The organism is Lentzea terrae, assembly GCF_003265345.1.
Taxonomy (GTDB): Bacteria; Actinomycetota; Actinomycetes; order Mycobacteriales; family Pseudonocardiaceae; genus Lentzea; species Lentzea terrae.
The window spans coordinates 656,774-674,848 of the sequence record NZ_QFWW01000001.1 but is presented as its reverse complement, the minus strand read 5'-3'; the positions used below and the strand labels follow the sequence as shown (position 1 = coordinate 674,848).

The following is an 18,075-nucleotide window of genomic DNA, read 5'->3' as shown; positions in this document are numbered from 1 at the left end:
CGGAGTGCTCACCCAGGCCCCTGATACATCTCACTGCACGCAGACGTCTCCCGGACCTGCCGTGCAGGTGTCGACGCCGCCGAGACCCGTCATGCGGTTGGGCCAGACGTTGCCGCTCAGCGTGTCGTCGCCGGCGGTGCCGCGGACGTCCTGAACGTTCTTGATCTCGTCGAGCTCGCCCGGTCTGGACGCCGTGCCCGCCGCGAGGTCGATCGTCATGCCCTCGATGTGGTCGCTGAAGTCCACGCTGTCGCGCATGTTCGGCTTCGGGCCGTCGATCTTGTCGTTGCCGTAGCCGCCCTGCAGGACGTTGCCGCCCGTGTCGCTGGACGGCTCGTCCAGCACGTCGTCGCCATCGCCGCCGTACAGGTGGTCCGGGCCGTAGCCGCCGCTCATGATGTCGTCGCCGTCGCCGCCCTGGAGCGTGTCCGCGCCATCGCCGCCATGCAGTGAGTCGTTGCCGTCGCCGCCGTGTTGTTCGGTGGGCACCGCGCTGTCGTAGAACACCGTGTCGTTGCGGTCGCCCAGGTAGATGACGATCTTCTGGGCCTGCGCGCACTGGACGCGTGAGGCCGACAGGCGCGTGCACCCGGTCCCGGCCCGCATCGTGCCGGCATCGCTGATGGTGGTGCCGGAGACGTGGATCTGGCTGGCGCGCGCCGGCGCCCCGGTGATGACGAGCCTGCCGGCCTCGACCCGCGCGGTGGTCGCGGGTTCTGGTGCGGCGGCGGTTCCTGATGCGGCCAATGCGGCGGCGAGTACGAGCTGAAGCATGTGCACGTGAGTACGCGGGTGCTGTTGTGGATCGGTTGTGGCGCTCGCATCCGGGCCACAACCGCGCCGGTTTCTCCTTCTCGCCGTCAGTTCGTTGGAAGGGGAGATCATGAGAACGGGCATGGCAGCCCTGCTCGGCGCCGTGATGGCGTTCTCCGTGTTGCCGCTGAGCACGGCGGCGGCGCAGGAGGAACCCGAGCAGGAGATCATCGTCAAGTTCCGGGAGGGCGCGTCGCGCTCCGACGCGCTGGAGAAGTCGCGATCACGTGTCGTCGCGGAGGCCACGGACGGTGCTGAGGTGCTCGCTTCGCGTGACGCCGCGGAGTCGATCCGGGTGCTGATGGCGCGCGATGACGTCGAGTACGCCGAGCCGAACATCATCCTGCAGGCAACGGCCGTGCCGAACGACCCGCTGTGGCCGCAGCAATGGCACTACTGGGAGTCACCGGGCGGTATCGGTCTGTCACCGGCGTGGGACAACGGCCCTTCCGGGGCGGGTCAGCGGGTCGCGGTGCTCGACACCGGCCGCACCTGGCACCCGGACCTGACCGCGAACTACGTCGGTGGCTACGACTTCATCAGCAACGCCGTGACCGCCAACGACGGCAACGGCCGGGACGCCAACCCGATGGACCAGGGCGACTGGACCAGCGGCCAGTGCGGTGTTGCGCGGCCGTCGAGTTGGCACGGGCTGCACGTCGGCGGCACCGTGGCGGCGTTGCGCAACAACGCCATCGGTGGCACGGGTGTCGCGCCGTTGGCCAAGGTCGTTCCGGTGCGCGTGCTCGGTACGTGCGGCGGCTCTTTGGCGGACATCGCGGCGGCCATCGTGTGGGCGGCTGGTGGCGCTGTCGCGGGCGTTCCGGCGAACCCGAACCCGGCGAAGACGCTGAACCTGTCACTCGGCGGCGCGTCGGCGTCGTGCCCGGCGACGTTGCAGAACGCGATCAACATCGCCCGCAACGCACACGGCGCGACCGTCGTCGTGGCTGCGGGCAACGACGCGGCCAACGCGGCCGGCACCACTCCGGCGAACTGCGCCGGCGTGATCACCGTGGGTGCCACCGACCGGCAGGCCAACCGCGCCTCGTACTCCAACTTCGGCGCCCTGCTCGAGATCTGCGCGCCAGGTGGCGAGACCTCGCCGGTGGTGGCGAACGGTGTGCTGTCGACGATGAACAACGGTGCGACGATCCCGGCCGGGTCGACGTACAAGTTCTACCAGGGCACGAGCATGGCGACTCCGCACGTCGCCGGTGTCGTGGCACTCATGCAGCACGCACGGGTGCAGCACGGCAAGCCGCTGCTGACGCCCGCGCAGGTGTTGGTGCACCTGAAGGCAAAGCCACTGCCGGCCGCCGCCCAGTGCGGCAAGGGCCTGCTGGACGCTCGGTCCAGCGTGGCTGCTGCGATCGCCGCAGCATGATGTGATTGTGAACAGGGCCCCGGTGCATTCGGGGCCTTTGTTCATACGTGGGTTGGTTCCGCGACACCATATGAGACTAGAAACTCGTTTCATGTCGCTCTCTCGTCGTGGGTTCATGGCTGCCGTCGCTGCTGCTGGTGCGGGCACGTTGCTGCCGCCATCGGTGTATGCGGCATTGGCCCGTGAGCCCCGTGCGGGAGGCTTGCGCGCGATCAAGCACGTCGTGCTGTTGATGCAGGAGAACCGTTCGTTCGACCACTACTACGGCACTCTCCGCGGCGTGCGCGGGTTCTCCGACCGGAACGCGTTGCGCGGGGTGTTCTCGCAGTCCGGCGTGCTGCCGTTCCCGGTGCGGGAGGCGGCGTCCGGGCGCGACATCCAGTACATCGGCGACCTCGACCACAGCTGGAACGGCGGGCACGCGGCGTTGCGCGGCGGCTGGAACGACAACTGGGTGCCGGCGAAGACCGCGGCGACGATGGCGTTCTACACGCGGCAGGACCTCCCGTTCCACTACGAGCTGGCCGACACCTTCACGCTGTGCGACGCCTACCACTGCTCGGTGCCCTCCTCGACGTCGCCGAACCGGAACTACTGGGTGTCCGGGTACACCGGGTTCGAGCCGTCCGGTGCCCGTGCGACCGGGAACGCGGCCTACAACGAGGACAACCACGCCGGGTACTCGTGGCAGACCTATCCGGAACGTCTTGAGGCGGCCGGGCAGTCGTGGCGCGTCTACCAGGAGTGGGACAACTTCCAGGACAACAACCTGGAGTTCTTCGTGCGGTTCAAGGAGATCGCGCGCAAGGTGTTGCCGCCGGGGTTCAAGTCGCTGGACAAGCTGTACGGCACCGGTGACCCCGCGCTGATCGGTGCCATCGACCTGTCTCGCTTGTCGGCGGCGGAGAAGTCCCTGTACGTGCGGGGACTGCATCGCGTGAAGCCCGGCGGGCTGGGGGAGGAGTTCCGGGCCGACGTGGCCGCCGGCCGTCTCCCGGCGGTGTCCTACCTCGTTCCGTCCTCTGTGGACTCCGAGCACCCCGGCGCGTCATCACCCGCTGCGTCCGCCTCGATCACCTACCAGGTCTTGGACGCGTTGGCGTCCAATCAGGACGTGTGGGAGTCCACGGTCCTGTTCATCACCTACGACGAGAACGACGGCTTCTACGACCACGTGCCGCCGCCGCGCCCGCCGTTGTCAGTGGCAGATGAGTACGTGGGCGACCGACCGTTGGGCCTCGGCGCGCGCGTGCCGATGACCGTCGTTTCGCCGTGGTCCGTCGGCGGGTACGTGTGCTCGCAGGTGTTCGACCACACGTCGATGACGCAGTTCCTGGAGAAGTGGACCGGCGTGCGTTCGGAGGAGATCTCCGCGTGGCGCCGGACCGTCTCCGGCGACCTGACCTCGGCGTTCGACTTCGACCGCCGCCGCACCTGGCCCGAGGTGGGCGAGCCCGCCGCCGTGCCGCCCGCCACACCGCGCTGGCGCCCCGCGCCGCCGTCGTCCCAGAAGATGCCCGAGCAGGAGCCTGGACGCCGCCGTGCGCGCGCCCTGCCGTACCAGCCCGACGCGTCGTTGCGCGGCTCACGGCTGGAGATGACCAACTCGGGTTCCGCTTCCGTGCACCTGGCCCTGTACCCGTACTCGGGACAGTTCCCGTTGCCGCAGCACTTCGACGTGGCCTCGTCGGCTTCTCTTGAGGTCGCTGGTGATCACGACCTGGTGCTGCTCGGCCCGAACGGTTTCCGCCGTGAGTTCGCCGGGACGTCCTCCGACCGTGCTCGCGTGTCGTCGTCGGTGCGCGGCTACAGCCGTGTGCTGACACTCACGTTCGAGAACACGGGCTCATCCCGCCTGACCTTCGTGCTGGGCCGCCGCCGCTACGTGGTGCGTCCTGGTCACCGGCACGTCATCCCGTGGCTGACGGTCATGAACTCCGGCTGGTACGACCTAACCGTGACGGTGGAGGAGGAGCCGCGCTTCCGCCGCCGCTTGTGCGGTCACATCGAGAACGGCCAGGAGTCGATCTCGGGCTGACGCTTCGGCGAGGCGCGCCGCGTGACTGTCGGACCGGTCTGATACACCAATTGCATGAGCGCGAAGACCGGAGCAAGACGGGGCGAACGAGTCCCCGCGGCTGAGCTGCCGGTCGCCCGCATCGTGGTGGACGTGCCGCTGGCCCACCTGGACCGCCCCTTCGACTACGCGGTTCCGTCCGAACTGGACGCGGTGGCCGTGCCAGGCTGCCGAGTCCGCGTCCGCTTCGCCGGCCAACTCGTCGACGGCTACCTGCTGGAGCGCACCGAAACCTCCGACTACGACAAAAAGCTCGCCTTCCTGGAAAAAGTCGTGTCACCCGAACCGGTGCTGGCGCCGGAGATCGCGGTGCTGGCACGCGCCATCGCCGACCGGTACGCGGGCGGCATGATCGACGTCCTCCGCCTGGCCATCCCTCCGCGCCACGCCCGCGCGGAAGCGGCCGCGCCAGGCGAACCGGCGCCACTGCCCCAGCCCCCGGCCTGGGCAAGCGCCGCGCCGCCGTCGGCTGCACCCGCGAGTTCCTCCGCAACAACCCTCGTCGTGGGGTCCGTCGAGTCGGCTGTCCCGCCATCGGCACCTGCGGCGTCGCCGTCCGGGGCACCAGCAGATGCCGGAGCCGAGGCTCCCGCCGACGCCATTGCCGACTCCTCGCCCGCGGACCCTGCCTTGTCCGCGGACCCAGCGTCACCCGCGGACCCAGCGCCGTCCGCAAACCCTGCGTCGTCTGCGGGTCCGGCCTCACCGCTAGCTCGGGCGTCGTCTGCGGACTCGATCTCACCTGCGGCCCTGGCTGTGCCGGCGGACCCGGCGCCGCCCGCAGACCCAGCGTCGTCTGCGGACCCGGCCTCACCGCTAGCTCCGGCGCCGTTTGCGGACCCGGCCTCGCCTGCGACCCCAGCGTCACCCGCTGGCCCAGCGTCACCTCCGCGTTCGCAGCTTCCGCCCGTCCCCGCCGACGCCTGGTCCCGCTACCCCCGCGGCCCCAAGTACCTGGAAGCCCTGCACGCCGGCCGTCCAGCCCACGCCGTCTGGCAAGCCCTGCCCTCCGAAGACTGGCCCGCGCGACTGGCCGAAGCAGCGGCCGCGGTCGCCTCCGCAGGCAAGGGCGTGGTCATCGTCGTGCCCGACCACCGCGACCTCGCCCGCGTCGCCGAGGCGTGCGGCCGGCTCATCGAAGGCGTGGTGACCCTCTCCGCCGACCTCGGGCCCTCGGAGCGCTACAAACGCTGGCTCGCCGTCCGCCGGGGCATCGCGCGGGTCGTGGTGGGCACTCGGGCCACTGCGTTCGCGCCGGTCAAGGACCCCGGACTGCTGGTCGTGTGGGACGACGGCGACGACCTCCACGTCGAGCAGCGGTCGCCGTATCCGAACGTGCGCGACGTGCTGGTCCAGCGTGCGCACATGTCCGGTGCGGCCCTGCTGATCGGTGGCTTTGCCCGTACCGCCGAGGCGCAGTTGCTGGTCGAGACCGGCTGGGCGCACGAGATCGTGGCCTCCCGCGAGACGTTGCGAGCGGTGGCTCCGCGCGTGGTCTCGGTGGGCGACAACGAGTGGCAGGACGTCAAGGACCCGGCTGCCCGCACCGCGCGGTTGCCGTCCATCGCGTTCGACGCGGCCCGCTTCGCGCTGGCCGACTCCCCGGTGCTCATCCAGGTACCGCGCCGCGGCTACGTGCCGGCGCTCGCCTGCGGGCAGTGCCGAGGTCCCGCCCGGTGTCGGAGGTGTGCGGGGCCGCTGGCGTTGCCCGGCGGCACCGAGGACGGGCTGCCCAAGCCCGCGTACTGCCGGTGGTGCGCCGCGACGGAGGCCGGGTTCCGGTGCCCGACGTGCGGCTCCCGGCGGTTGCGCGGCCAGATCATCGGCGCGCGGCGCACGGCGGAGGAGCTGGGCCGGGCGTTCCCGGGGTATCCGGTGCGCACCAGTGGCGCCGACGAGGTCCTGCCCAAGGTGCCGGGCAAGCCCGCGCTGGTGGTGGCGACGCCGGGTGCCGAACCCGTCGCCGAGGGCGGTTACGGCGCCGTGCTCCTGCTCGACGGGTGGGCGTTGCTGGGCCGGGCCGACCTCAGGGCGTCCGAGGAGGCACTCCGCCGCTGGATGACGGCGGCCGGACTGGTCCGTCCCGGCAACGGTCGCGTGGTCGTCATCGCGGACTCCTCGCTCACGCCGGTCCAGGCGCTCGTGCGGTGGGACCCGGTGTGGCACGCGGCGACCGAACTCGCCGCGCGCACCGAGCTGGGCTTCCCGCCGGCCGTGCGGATGGCGACCGTCGACGGCACGCCGGACGCGGTGAACGCGCTGCTCGACGAGCTGCACCTGCCGCCGAGCGGCGAGATCCTCGGACCGGTGCCGCTGGGTGACGACGAGACCAAGGAGCGCGCCCTGGTCCGGGTCGCCCGCGCCGAAGGCCGCCGGCTGGCCGCCGTCCTCGCCGAGGCTCAGGCCGTGCGGACCGCCCGAAAAGAACAGGAGTTGGTGCGCATCAAGCTCGATCCGCTGGAAGTCCTGTAGGGCCCTCGTAGTAGGAGCGCAGGTTCGCGATGTGCGAGCGGATGTCGTCGTCGGTGAGCTTCTCGTACTCGAGGTACTCGCTCATGTACGTCATCAGGTCGCCGCGTTCGGGGTGGTCCTCGCCCGCGATCACGTGCGCCGTCGTGCCCGCGATGCCCGCCGGGAACAGCAGGAAGCCGTCGAGGCCGGCCATGGTGTCGAAGGAGGCGTTCTTGGCCTCCCACAACGTCCAGACGTCCTCCTCGCGGCCGCACTCGGCGAGCAGCAGCGCGGCGAGACCCATCGCCTCGCTCAGGCCCCAGCCCTCGCGGTGGGCGGCGGTCTCCTCGGCCAGCAGGTGGCGCAGCAGGTCCGCGTCGCCCTCGCGACGGTCGCGCAGGAGCTGCTGCAGCGCCTCCTCGCGGTCGGCCTCGTCGAGCGGGGTGTTCGCGAAGTCCGTTCGCAACCGGTCAAGATCCACCTCCGCACCTTAGGCCTTCCTCAAGCAGGGTTGCCATCCGGTCGCAACGGAGTAGAAGTTTCCGCATGTTGCGAACGGTTGCCGCACTGACGCTCTCCGTCGTACTGGTCGCGCCTGCTCACGCGAGCGCGGCGGAACCACCTCCTCGCGTGCCCGAGCAGGTCGGCTGGGGCGGTGCCGTCTCCAGCGTCGACCCCGACGCCTCCCAGATCGGCATCGACGTGCTCCGCAGAGGGGGCAACGCCGTTGACGCCGCCGTGGCCACGGCCGCCGCGCTCGGCGTGACCGACCCGTTCTCCGCGGGCATCGGTGGCGGCGGTTTCTTCGTCCACTACGACGCCCGCACCCGCCGGGTGTCCACTCTGGATGGACGCGAGACGGCCCCACGCTCTGCGACGGAACAGCTGTTCGTCGAGAACGGCAAGCCGCTCCCGTTCTCCGAGGCGATGACCAGCGGCCTGTCCGTGGGCGTCCCCGGCACCCCCAAGACGTGGCAGCAGGCCCTGCGCAAGTGGGGCACGCTGAACCTGCGCGACGCCATGGCGCCCGCGGAAGCGTTGGCACGGCGTGGTTTCGTCGTTGACAAGACGTTCAACTCGCAGATCGCGAACAACGCCGCCCGCTTCGCCGACTTCACCTCGACCCGCGACCTGTACCTGCCGGGTGGTCAGCCACCCGCCGTCGGCAGCACGTTCCGCAACCCGCAGCTCGCCGACACCTACCGCGAGCTGGCCCGCACCGAGCTCGCCTCGCTCTACGGCGGCGCGGTGGGCCGTGACCTCGTCAAGACGGTCCAGCAGCCCCCGGTCGTGCCCGGCTCGACCCGCAACGTCCGCCCCGGTGCCATGGAGATCTCCGACCTGGCCCGCTACCAGGTGGAACGCCGCGACCCCACGCACACGCGCTACCGCGGCCTCGACGTCTACGGCATGGCGGCTCCGTCGTCCGGCGGCACGACCGTTGGCGAGGCTCTCAACATCCTGGAGTCGACCGACCTCTCGAAGGCCTCCGACGTCCAGTACCTGCACCGCTTCCTCGAGTCGAGCAGGCTCTCGTTCGCCGACCGCCTGCGCTGGGTGGGCGACCCGGCCTTCAGCCAGGTTCCGACCGAAGGCCTGCTCTCGCAGAAGTTCGCGGACACCCGCGCGTGCCTGATCAAGCCCGACGCCGTCCTGCCGGCTCCGCAGCCGGCCGCGGACCCGAACAACCCCAAGCCGTGCGAGGCCACTGCGGGTCCCTCGAACCTGCGCGAGGACGCCGAACGCACCACGCACCTCACGGTCGCCGACCGCTGGGGCAACGTGGTCGCCTACACGCTGACCATCGAGGCGGAGGGCGGCAGCGGCATCGTTGTTCCCGGCCGCGGCTTCCTGCTCAACAACGAGCTCACCGACTTCGAGTTCGTCGCCCCGACCGCCGGCGTCCCGCACCCGAACCTGCCCGGCCCCGGTAAGCGCCCGCGCTCGTCCATGGCGCCGACCATCGTCCTCGACCACGGCAATGTCGTTCTCGCCGTCGGCTCACCGGGTGGCGCCACGATCATCACCACGGTCCTCCAGATCCTGATCGGACGCCTGGACCGCAACATGACGCTGCGTGACGCTGTGGCGGCCCCACGCGCCTCCCAGCGCAACTCGGCCACGAACACCACCCCGGCCGAGGCGGAGTTCATCGCCGCCGCGGCCACCGCGGGCCTGCAGGCCATCGGCCACAAGTTCAGCCAGAACGCCGAAATCGGCGCCGCCACCGCCGTTGAACGCACGAAGGACGGCCGCTGGCGCGCGGTTGCCGAACCGACGCGGCGCGGGGGTGGTGCCGCCCGCGTGGTGTGGGTGGGCTGAGCCCGCCACCGACCCTGTCCGTCGTCCCGCGAGCGCGTTTCACCACGCCGCTCGCGGGACGGCGGCGTTTCGGGCCCGGCGGCTACGGTGTGTTGATGGTGAGGCTGGACCGGCTGGTCAACGTGCTGGGTGGGTACGGGGTCCGGTTGTGCTGTTGCCCGGTGCCGCGGTCCGCGGAGTTGCGCGGCGTGGTGCTCCGGGACGTCACCGACGGTCGTGCCGAGAGCGGCGACGTGTTCCTCGCCGTCGGCGCCGAGTCCGTGGCCGATGCCGTGCGTGGGGCCGTGGCGGTGCGTGCGGTCGTTGTGCTCGTACGGGGCGATGAGGAGTTCCTGGCAGACGCCGTCGCTGTGGGGGAGGCTGCGGGCGTCGCGGTGATGCTGGCCGATCCGGCGTTGTCGTGGAGCCAGTTGGCAGGTGTGGTCTACGGCCTGGTGCTGGAGGGCCGGGAGACCGAGTCGGGGCGCGGCCCGACCGATCTGTTCGCGTTGGCCGACAGCCTCGCCGACGCCACCGGTGGGGCGGTGACGATCGAAGATCGGCTGTCGCGCGTGCTGGCGTACTCGAGCCCGCAGCAGGAGGTCGACGCGGCCCGGCTGGAGACCATCATGGGCCGGCAGGTGCCCTCGTGGGTGCGGGAGTTCTTCGACGAGGAGGGCGTGCGGGCGCACCTGCTGGGTTCCGACGAGCCGCTGTACGTCGCCGGGCGACCTGATCGAGGCCTCACCGGGCGGATGGTGGTTGCGGTCAGGGTGGGCCGCGAGCTGTTGGGGGCGATCTGGGTGGCGTGCCCCGGTCCGCTGGAAGGTGCCCGGCACACCGCGTTGACCGACGGTGCCCGGACCGTGGCGCTGCACCTGCTGCGGTTGCGGGCCAGCGCCGACCTGGAGCGCCAGGTCGAGTCGGAGCTGGTGTTCCGGCTGCTGGAGGGCACCGCGGACGCCGCGACCGTGGTCAGCCAGCTCGGGTTGCCGCCGGGCCCGGCGAGGGTCGTCGCGGTTCGCGCGCACATCGGCGACGAGCGGCACGCGGCCGTGTTGCTGGCGTTCGAACAGGCGACCACCGGGTTCGGCTGGTCGCGACCGGGACGCAGTGCGTTGTCGGGCACCACCGTGTACACGATCCTGCCGGGCGAGCCGGTGGCCGCGGCGCGGGACTGGCTGGCGGCGCTGAGGGCGGCGTTGCCCGTGCAGGTGACGGTGTCGGCGGGAATCAGCTCGGTCGCCGAGGCCGCGGACCTGCCGGCGGGCCGGCAGGAGGCCGACGAGTGCCTTGCGTTGCACGAGACGCACACCGGTGACACCGCACCGCCTGCGTATGACGAGTCGTGGGACGAGATCCTGCTGCAGCGCCTGCGCTCGGCGGCACGGGTCGGCCGCACGCCCGCGCGCGGGCCGGTGGCGGAACTGCGCCGGCACGATGCTCAGCACGGCACCGGCTACGTGGCCACGTTGCGTGCCTGGCTGGAAACGCAGGGTGACCTCGCTGCGGCTGGTGAGCGGCTCGGCGTGCACGGCAACACCGTGCGCAACCGGCTGCGGAAGATGGGCGACGTGACCAGCCTCGACCTGGACGACGCCGGCAAGCGGGTCGCGATGATGATCGACTTGGCGGCCGCGGAGGTGTCGGAAACCGACAACCGCTGACCACTCAATTGTGCGCAACGGACACCCGGTTCGTGCCGCGCTCGCCGCATCCTGGCATCGGGACAAGCGATGACAGGAGGCCGGAATGGTCGGCGTCGAACGCCTCGACGGCGCCCCGCGCTCAGCGGTGGTGGTCGGGGCAGGTGTGGTGGGGCTGTCCACCGCGTGGTTCCTGCAGGAGCGCGGCGTCGAGGTCACGGTGGTCGACCGAGCAGGCGTCGCGGCCGGTGCGTCGTGGGGCAACGCCGGCTGGATCGCGCCGGGCCTGACAATCCCGCTGAACGAACCGGCGGTGCTGTGCTACGGCCTGCGGTCACTGTTCAACCCGGCCGCGCCGCTGCACATCCCGCTCACCGCCGACCCGTCGCTGTGGTCGTTCCTGACGCGGTTCGCCGCCAACTGCAGGTGGCCGTCCTGGACCAGGGCGGTCAAGGCGAACCTCCCGCTCAACGACGAGTGCATAGAAGCCTATGACGTGCTCACGGCCAACGGCGTCGAGGTGCCCACCGTCGCCGCGCCGATCACCGCCGCCTTCACGTCTCGCGCGCAGGCCGAGAGCCTGGTTCGGGAACTGCGCCGGCTCGCCGCGGCGGGACAACCGGTCGAGCACCACGAACTGTCCACAACAGACTTGCGCGAGCAGGTCCCGCTTGCCTCGCAAGCGCTCACGACAGGTGTGCGCATCGACGGACAGCGTTTCGTCGACCCCGGCGAGTTCGTGCGGGCGCTGGGCCGAGCGGTCGTCGCCCGAGGCGCCACGATCCGCTCGTTCGACGTGGCCGACATCCACGACGACAACGCCGGTGTCGTCGTAAAAGCCGAGGACGGCAACACGATCGCCGCCGAGGTGGCCGTCGTCGCCACCGGCGCCTGGCTGTCGAGGCTGGCGGCACGATCCGGTGTCCGCACACCGGTGCGGGCCGGGCGCGGCTACTCGTTCACCGTGCCGGTGCGGGAGCCGGTCAGCGGCCCGGTCTACCTGCCGGAGGCCCGCGTGGCGTGCACGCCCTACCAGAGCGGCCTCCGCGTAGCGGGCACCATGGAGTTCCGCGCCCCGGACGCACCCCTGGACGAGGCACGCGTGGACGCGATCATCGCCTCGGTCCGGCCGCTGCTCGACGGAGTGCGCTGGGACGACCGCACCGACGTCTGGGTGGGCCCCCGCCCGGTCACCCCGGACGGGCGGGCGCTCATCGGCGCGACCCGCTCGCCCGGCGTCTACGTCGCCGGCGGGCACGGCATGTGGGGCCTGGCGCACGGCCCGATCACCGGCCGCCTGCTCGCGGAACAGATCACCACCGGCAAGCAGCCCGCCGCCCTGCGCGAGTTCGACCCGCTCAGGTGACCGCGACGTGGCAGCCGAACACACCTCGTTGACGGACGACGAGCGAGCCGAACTGGCGTGGCTGCGGGCGGAAAACGACTTCCTCCGCGTCCAGCGAGACATCCTCCTGCGCGTGGCCACCGGCTACGCCCACGACGTCGAGACGATGCTCCGGCGCGCCGATCGCCACCACTGACCCTTCCCCAGTCCGTGCGGGTCGCGGGCCGACCAATCCGGCCAGCACGGACGCCCCCGCCGTCAGGGCGGTACCTCCCCCCAGACCGCCCTGACGGCACTCACCCCGGAGGCACCACGATGAGCACCACCCAACGCGTCTGGCTGACACCTCAAGCGCACCACCGTCTCCGCAACGAACTGACGGCACTGCTCGCGCCCGCCCGCCTCCAGCACGACGACCCGTCGGGAGTCGTGCCAGAGCAAGCTCGCGACCGGCGCATCCGCGAGATCAGCGACCTGCTCACCAACGCGGTCGTCGGCGAGGACCCTCCGGACGACGGCATCGCCGAACCCGGCATGGTGCTCACCGTCCGCTTCGACGACACGGGCGAAACCGAAACGTTCCTGCTCGGCGTCCGCAGCGCGGAACACGGCAAGATCGAGGTCTACTCCGCGGACTCCCCACTGGGAGCGGCGGTGAACGGCGCCCGCCGCGGCGAACAGCACGCCTACCGCGTGCCCAGCGGCGCCACGGTTCGCGTCACCCTGCTCAACGCCGTGCCCTACAGCAGAGCGCACGCCCGCTGACCCCACCCGTCCAGGAGGTGTGTCGTGCTCAGCGACCGCGAACGCCAAGCGCTGTGCGAGATCGAACGCCGGCTCCGCGACGAGGACCCCGCGCTCGCCCACACCCTCGAACGCGCCGAACAACCTCCCGCGCGCGACCGCCGCAGCCACGCCTGGTCCGCCCTGATCATCGTCGCGGGCCTGCTGGCCGTGTTCCTGCTGGCACTCGGACAGCCCGCCGGCGCACTGGCGTTCGCCCTGGTGGCCGGGTGGGCGTGGGGAGCGCTGGACCGCCGGATCTGGCCGGGCACCCGCCACGACTGACACCACGCGCAAGCCTCCGTGACCCCCGCACTAGTGCTCACGGCCGTTAGTTCGTCGCGGGTGGGTGCGCTACGTGTTCGTGCGGCCGTCGATGGCTTCGCGGATGAGGTCGGCATGGCCGTTGTGTTGCGCGTACTCCTCGATCATGTGGATGTAGAGCCACCGCACCGAGATCTCGCCCCACCGCGCGTGCACGAAGGTGTCGTCGAGATCTCGCGTGGCGACGGCTGTGCGGGCCTCGGCCATTTCGGCGACGAGGTCGGCGTACTCGGACTCGGCGCGGTTCGGGTCGAGGTGCTCGAAGGCGGCGTCCCAGTTCGGGGGTTCGCTGTAGCGGGGCTTGACGTCCTGGCCGGCGACGCGGATGCGGAACCAGACGCGTTCCACGTCGGCGAGGTGGCGGATCAGGCCCAGCAGGGTGAGGTTGGACGGAGGCGTGCTGGCCACGGCGAGCTGCTCGCCGGTCAGGCCCGTGCAGTTGCGCAGGAACGTGGCCCGATGGCGGTCGAGCCACGCTTCCAGCATCGGGCGTTCCGCGCCCAGCAGCGGTTCTTCGGTCAGTTCGACTTGCGGTGCCGTCCAGGTCATACGGCCATGATCAGCCCAACCCGCCCAGGTAGACGATCTCGTTTTTGGCGCTGCGGGCGATGACCTGCAGGTCGGGCACTCCGGTCCTGGTGCCGGCAGTGGAGACGGGAACGGTGGCGATGAAGAAGCCGTCGGCGACGTCCACGACTGCCGCACGGGTGCTGCCGGAGTACAGCTCGATGGTCTTGGCCAGCGGGTTGGTGCGTCCGACGAGGGTGTACTCGGATCCGAGGTGGAATCCGCTGAAGTGCACCGTCTTGTCCGGGTCGCCGGCGTCGACCGTGGCCAGGATGTCGGCGCCGAACTGGGAGAAGGTGCAGGTGGCCCACTTCCGGTGACCGAGGTGGGCCAGTGACATTCCGCGGTCGCCGGTGGTGCTGGTGCTGATCAGCGGTTCCCACCCCTGCAACTCCTCGGCAGGGGTGCCCTGGCGGTCGGCGTTGTCGACGCACCTGGCCAGGAGGTTCGCCGGCGTCCAGGGATTGCCGTCGCCGCTGTCGAAGCTGTCGACCTTCGTGGCGAGCGCCGGGGCGGTGCCTTCGGCGACCGGGATGGTGCGGTCGTCGAAGACCATCTCGGTGACGTTGGTCCCGGTGGCGGCGTAGGTGACGAAGAACTCCGGGGTGACGACGGAGGCGGTGGAACCGCGGCTGCTGTTGCCGGGACTCAACTCGCGTGCCCGCGCCTGCCGTGCGCCGAGCGGGGGCACGCCCGCGATGATGTTCTCGGAGCGGAAGACGAGAGAACCGGCTTCCATCTGGAGCGGACGCGCGTCGGCGCTCATGACGATCGCCCTGGACCGGGTCAGGCCGCAGAAGCGCCCATCATCGCCCACGAGGACCTTGTGCAGACCGAACACCACCATCTTGCTGGAGGACCAGCTCCGGTCATTCAGCGCGGCGCGGCATCGATCGACGTCGAGGCCGGACGGGCTGACGACGCGGCCGTCCGCCGGGTCCGCGTCCCTGGTCATCTGGTGCGTGACGGCGACACCGCCCGCGATGAGCAGCGCCACAGCGGCGGCCACGGCGAGCGGGGTGTGGCTGCGGCGGGTGGAGGCCTCGGTGAAGGCCGGGCGCATGCGTTCCTTCACGTCCGCGGGCAGCTCGCGGAGAGGCGGCAGGTTGATGGTCATCACTGCACCTCCAGGGTGTCGCTGGGCAGTTCCTTGCGCAGGCGGGTACGGGCACGGGAGATCCGCGAACGGACGCTCACCTCGGCCACGCCCAGTACCTCGGCGGCCTCGGCGGTCGTCAGCTCGCCCAGCAGGACCAGCTCCACGGCCTCGCGTTCGGCGCGCGGCAGGCGCTCGACCGCCTGCAGCACCTCGCGCAGACGGGTCTCGTGGTCGACGGACGACGCGACCTCGTCGGCGTGGTCGCGCTGCACGTCGTTGCGGGGCACGCGGAGCAGGAGACGGCTGAACCTGGCCTTGCGGCGGAACTCTGAGCGCGCCAGGTTGCCCGCCACGGTGAACAGCCACGGCAGCGCGCTGTCCGGGACGAGAGTCATCTCGGTGCGGCGGCGCCAAGCCGTCAGGAACGTCGCGGACGTGAGGTCCTCGGCGGTCGACCACGACGCGGTCAGCCGGTAGGCGTGGTTCCACACCGCCTCGGCGTACCGGTCGTAGAGCTCACCGAACGCCTGCTCATCACCTCGTGCCCACAGGTCGGCGTCCGACGGGGCGTCGTCGGACACGGCGGCCGCCCCCTCCCAGCTCGGTCGCATCAGCCTCATGACCTGGAGGTGTCCACCTCCAGGCCGAGCGTTGCACCCGATCTTCCTGCACGTGCGCGCCACTGCCAGGCTTGCCGCACCACGAGTGCCATGAGCACCAGCTCGATGGTGGCGAGGACGAAGTAGTGCGGGCGTGTCGAACCGCCGCCGATGATGAAGACCGCGGTCAGCGTGACCGCGGCGACGGTGGTCCACCAGTACGTGGCCGGCTTCAGCGTCCGGGACAGCACGACCATCAGGATCGGGATCTCGACCATGATCGCGGACGCCACCAGCAGCACGTCGGTGATCCGGACTTCTTCCGCGTACCCCCGCCGCCACCGAGCAGCTGCGCTCGCGGCCGGACCCGCCCGAGATCATCGTGCTGACCACCTTCGACACGGACGAACACGTGCTCCGCGCACTGTGGGCCGGCGCCAGCGGTTTCCTGCTCAAGCACACCCCGCCCGCCGACATCCTGCGGGCGATCTTCCGGGTGGCGGAGGGCGAGCCGATGCTGTCGCCCACGGGTGACCCGGCAGCTGATCGCCCACCTCGGCCACACCGGCGCCGACGCGAGGCGACGGCACGCCGCCACCGTCCTGAGTCGGCTCAGCGACCGGGAGCGAGAGGTGGCGATCGCCGTGGCGCGCGGCGGTTCCAACGCCGAGATCGGGCGCGAGCTGTTCATGAGCGTGGCCACGGTCAAAGCCCACGTGTCCCGCATCCTGACCAAGCTCGACCTCAACAACCGCACCCAGATCACCCTGCTCTCGCACGACGCCGGCCTGACCGGCTGACCGGTGCCGCCTCAGCCTCATGACCTGGGGACATCGGCCTTCCGGCCGAGGTCGGCGCGTGATCTTCCTACCTCGGGCTGACACCGGCTCGATACTGCGAGCCGATGTGGTTTGACCTGCGCGAACGGCACAGTTGACGGCATGACGACGCACACTGTTTCCGGCGCTCCGGCAGCCCACGTCAACTTCCACGCGCTGTTCCGCCCCGTGCTGACGGCGCTGCGGTTCACCGGCCACTTCCTCGCGGCGCTGGTGGGCGTGATCTTCCTCGGCAGCGCGTCCGAGCACTGACCGCGCTCCTCGTAGACTGGCCCCCAGTCCACCACGAGGAGCACTGCGTGACCGTCCAACCCATCCGCCTGTTCGGCGACCCGGTGCTGCGCACCGCCGCCGTCGAGGTCACCGACTTCGACAAGGAACTGCGCACCCTGGTCAAGGACCTCTGGGACTCGATGCAGGACGCGGGCGGAGCAGGACTCGCCGCGCCTCAGCTCGGTGTTGGGCTGCGCGTGTTCACCTACCACTGCGACGGCTTCGCGGGACACCTCGTCAACCCGACGTGGGAGGTGGTCGGCGAGGAGATGCAGGACGGCCCGGAAGGCTGCCTGTCCATCCCCGGCATGTCGTGGGACTGCAAGCGCCACCTGCACGTCGTGGCCAAGGGCTGGAACATGCACGGCGAGCCGATCGAGGTCGAGGGCACCGAGACGCTGGCCCGCTGCATCCAGCACGAGACGGACCACCTCGACGGCGTGCTGTTCCTCGACCGCCTCGACGCCGAGACGCGCAAGCAGGCCATGAGGGAGATCCGGCAGGCCGAGTGGTTCGACGGTACGGTCCCCACTCTGAAGCAGAGCCCGCACCCACTCTTCGGCAGGTCCAGCTGACCATGCGACTCGTGTTCGCCGGCACGCCCGAGGTCGCACTGCCCTCGCTGCGCGCCTTCCTCGACTCTCCCCGCCACGACGTCGTCGCCGTGGTCACCCGCCCCGACGCCCCCTCCGGCCGAGGCCGCCGCCTGGAGCGCTCGCCGGTGGCCGCGCTCGCCGACCAGCACGGCATCGAGGTCCTGACGCCCGCTAAGGCGGGCGACCCCGAGTTCCTCGACCGCCTGCGCGAGCTGGAACCCGACCTCTGCCCGGTCGTCGCCTACGGCGCTCTGCTGCCGCAGCGCGCTCTGGACGTCCCGAAGTTCGGCTGGGTCAACCTCCACTTCTCCGTGTTGCCCGCCTGGCGCGGCGCCGCGCCCGTGCAGGCCGCCGTGCGCAACGGCGACGACATCACCGGCGCGTCGACGTTCCGAATCGTCAAGGAGCTCGACGCGGGCCCCGTGTTCGGCGTCGTGACCGAGAAGGTGCGCGACCGCGACACCTCCGGCGACCTGCTCACCCGCCTCTCCATCTCGGGGGCCGACCTCCTTCTGTCCACTGTGGACGGCATTGAGGACGGCGCCCTGCGCGCTGTCGAGCAGCCCGCCGACGGCGTCACCTACGCCGCCAAGATCACCGTCGAGGACGCGCGCCTCGACTTCAGCACGCCCGCCGCAGCCGTCGACCGCCTGGCCCGCGCCGTGACGCCCGAACCCGGCGCGTGGGCCGAGTTCCGGGGCGAGCGGCTGAAGCTCGGCCCCGTGACGCCCGTGGACGACGTGATGCTGCCCGCCGGCGAGGTGCTGGTCGAACGCAAGCGCGTGCTCGTGGGCACGGCGACCACCGCCGTGGCCCTCAGTGAGGTCCAGGCGCAGGGCAAGAAGCGCATGGCCGCCACCGACTGGGCTCGCGGCGTGCGCATCGAAGCAGGGGAGCGCATCTCATGACGTGCTCCGGGACATCCGGCCGTCGCACGGCCTCCGGACGCTTGCCGGCCGCTACGAACTCGGCACG

General features: G+C 71.0%; 18 protein-coding genes and 1 pseudogene. 13 read left to right on the top strand and 6 right to left on the bottom strand.

From position 1 onward, the window contains the following. Nucleotides 1-30: 30 nt before the first annotated feature. Nucleotides 31-774: a calcium-binding protein gene (locus tag DI276_RS49710; RefSeq protein ID WP_157984487.1), complete on the bottom strand. Its 744-nt coding sequence runs from the start codon at nt 772-774 to the stop codon at nt 31-33. Between the two features lie 109 nt (nt 775-883). On the opposite strand from DI276_RS49710, the gene DI276_RS03050 reads away from it, so the two are divergent. The 3 genes from DI276_RS03050 to DI276_RS51820 all read left to right on the top strand — a co-directional run bounded on the left by DI276_RS03050 (nt 884) and on the right by DI276_RS51820 (nt 6,749). Then, a complete protein-coding gene (locus DI276_RS03050; protein ID WP_112261668.1) occupies nt 884-2,200 on the top strand; it encodes a S8 family peptidase in 1,317 nt (438 codons plus the stop codon). A gap of 70 nt (nt 2,201-2,270) precedes the next feature. Further along, nucleotides 2,271-4,238, top strand: a complete 1,968-nt coding sequence (locus tag DI276_RS03045; RefSeq protein WP_332874605.1) for a phosphocholine-specific phospholipase C — start codon at nt 2,271-2,273, stop codon at nt 4,236-4,238. Between the two features lie 54 nt (nt 4,239-4,292). Then, nucleotides 4,293-6,749, top strand: a complete 2,457-nt coding sequence (locus tag DI276_RS51820; protein ID WP_232836407.1) for a primosomal protein N' — start codon at nt 4,293-4,295, stop codon at nt 6,747-6,749. On the opposite strand, the gene DI276_RS03030 is transcribed toward DI276_RS51820, so the two are convergent. After that, the gene (locus DI276_RS03030; protein WP_112261666.1) at nt 6,721-7,209 is read right to left on the bottom strand and encodes a hypothetical protein; all 489 of its coding nucleotides are present in this window, start codon (nt 7,207-7,209) and stop codon (nt 6,721-6,723) included. The two genes, DI276_RS51820 and DI276_RS03030, sit on opposite strands and share 29 nt — an antisense overlap. A gap of 65 nt (nt 7,210-7,274) precedes the next feature. Here DI276_RS03030 and ggt point away from each other — a divergent pair, with 65 nt between their 5' ends. The 6 genes from ggt to DI276_RS03005 all read left to right on the top strand — a co-directional run bounded on the left by ggt (nt 7,275) and on the right by DI276_RS03005 (nt 13,088). After that, on the top strand, nt 7,275-9,050 hold the full coding sequence (gene ggt / locus DI276_RS03025; RefSeq protein ID WP_112261665.1) for a gamma-glutamyltransferase: 1,776 nt from the start codon (nt 7,275-7,277) through the stop codon (nt 9,048-9,050). Between the two features lie 95 nt (nt 9,051-9,145). Then, nucleotides 9,146-10,696 carry a PucR family transcriptional regulator gene (locus DI276_RS03020; protein WP_112261766.1) on the top strand — a complete coding sequence of 517 codons (1,551 nt, stop codon included), beginning with the start codon at nt 9,146-9,148 and terminating at the stop codon, nt 10,694-10,696. 85 nt (nt 10,697-10,781) lie between these two features. Continuing rightward, complete coding sequence (locus DI276_RS03015) at nt 10,782-12,041, top strand: NAD(P)/FAD-dependent oxidoreductase (protein WP_112261664.1); 1,260 nt, start codon at nt 10,782-10,784, stop codon at nt 12,039-12,041. Nucleotides 12,042-12,048: 7 nt separating this feature from the next. Continuing rightward, the gene (locus DI276_RS49705) at nt 12,049-12,216 is read left to right on the top strand and encodes a hypothetical protein (RefSeq protein WP_157984486.1); all 168 of its coding nucleotides are present in this window, start codon (nt 12,049-12,051) and stop codon (nt 12,214-12,216) included. A gap of 119 nt (nt 12,217-12,335) precedes the next feature. Next, entirely contained in the window at nt 12,336-12,785 is a 450-nt protein-coding gene (locus DI276_RS03010) for a GreA/GreB family elongation factor (RefSeq protein ID WP_112261663.1), read from the top strand. A 24-nt stretch (nt 12,786-12,809) separates the two neighbouring features. Then, nucleotides 12,810-13,088, top strand: a complete 279-nt coding sequence (locus DI276_RS03005) for a DUF3040 domain-containing protein (protein WP_112261662.1) — start codon at nt 12,810-12,812, stop codon at nt 13,086-13,088. 69 nt (nt 13,089-13,157) lie between these two features. Here DI276_RS03005 and DI276_RS03000 read toward each other — a convergent pair whose 3' ends face one another. The 4 genes and pseudogenes from DI276_RS03000 to DI276_RS02985 all read right to left on the bottom strand — a co-directional run. Further along, the gene (locus tag DI276_RS03000) at nt 13,158-13,676 is read right to left on the bottom strand and encodes a DinB family protein (RefSeq protein ID WP_112261661.1); all 519 of its coding nucleotides are present in this window, start codon (nt 13,674-13,676) and stop codon (nt 13,158-13,160) included. A 10-nt stretch (nt 13,677-13,686) separates the two neighbouring features. After that, nucleotides 13,687-14,811, bottom strand: coding sequence for a hypothetical protein (locus tag DI276_RS02995; protein ID WP_112261660.1), 1,125 nt, complete (start codon nt 14,809-14,811; stop codon nt 13,687-13,689). After that, nucleotides 14,811-15,404 carry an RNA polymerase sigma factor gene (locus DI276_RS02990; RefSeq protein ID WP_112261765.1) on the bottom strand — a complete coding sequence of 198 codons (594 nt, stop codon included), beginning with the start codon at nt 15,402-15,404 and terminating at the stop codon, nt 14,811-14,813. The genes DI276_RS02995 and DI276_RS02990 overlap by 1 nt, the downstream gene beginning before the upstream one ends. Nucleotides 15,405-15,409: 5 nt before the next feature. Beyond that, nucleotides 15,410-15,712: pseudogene (locus DI276_RS02985) on the bottom strand (DUF6326 family protein); the annotation flags it as partial. 210 nt (nt 15,713-15,922) lie between these two features. Between DI276_RS02985 and DI276_RS51815 the strand changes: the two are divergent. The 4 genes from DI276_RS51815 (at nt 15,923) to fmt (ending at nt 18,008) form a co-directional block, all read left to right on the top strand. Further along, the gene (locus tag DI276_RS51815; protein ID WP_232836406.1) at nt 15,923-16,192 is read left to right on the top strand and encodes a response regulator transcription factor; all 270 of its coding nucleotides are present in this window, start codon (nt 15,923-15,925) and stop codon (nt 16,190-16,192) included. Between the two features lie 141 nt (nt 16,193-16,333). Next, nucleotides 16,334-16,483: a hypothetical protein gene (locus DI276_RS49700; RefSeq protein ID WP_157984485.1), complete on the top strand. Its 150-nt coding sequence runs from the start codon at nt 16,334-16,336 to the stop codon at nt 16,481-16,483. 47 nt (nt 16,484-16,530) lie between these two features. After that, nucleotides 16,531-17,079, top strand: a complete 549-nt coding sequence (gene def / locus DI276_RS02975; protein ID WP_112261658.1) for a peptide deformylase — start codon at nt 16,531-16,533, stop codon at nt 17,077-17,079. Nucleotides 17,080-17,081: 2 nt separating this feature from the next. Then, the gene (fmt, locus tag DI276_RS02970; RefSeq protein ID WP_112261657.1) at nt 17,082-18,008 is read left to right on the top strand and encodes a methionyl-tRNA formyltransferase; all 927 of its coding nucleotides are present in this window, start codon (nt 17,082-17,084) and stop codon (nt 18,006-18,008) included. Nucleotides 18,009-18,075 lie beyond the last annotated feature (67 nt).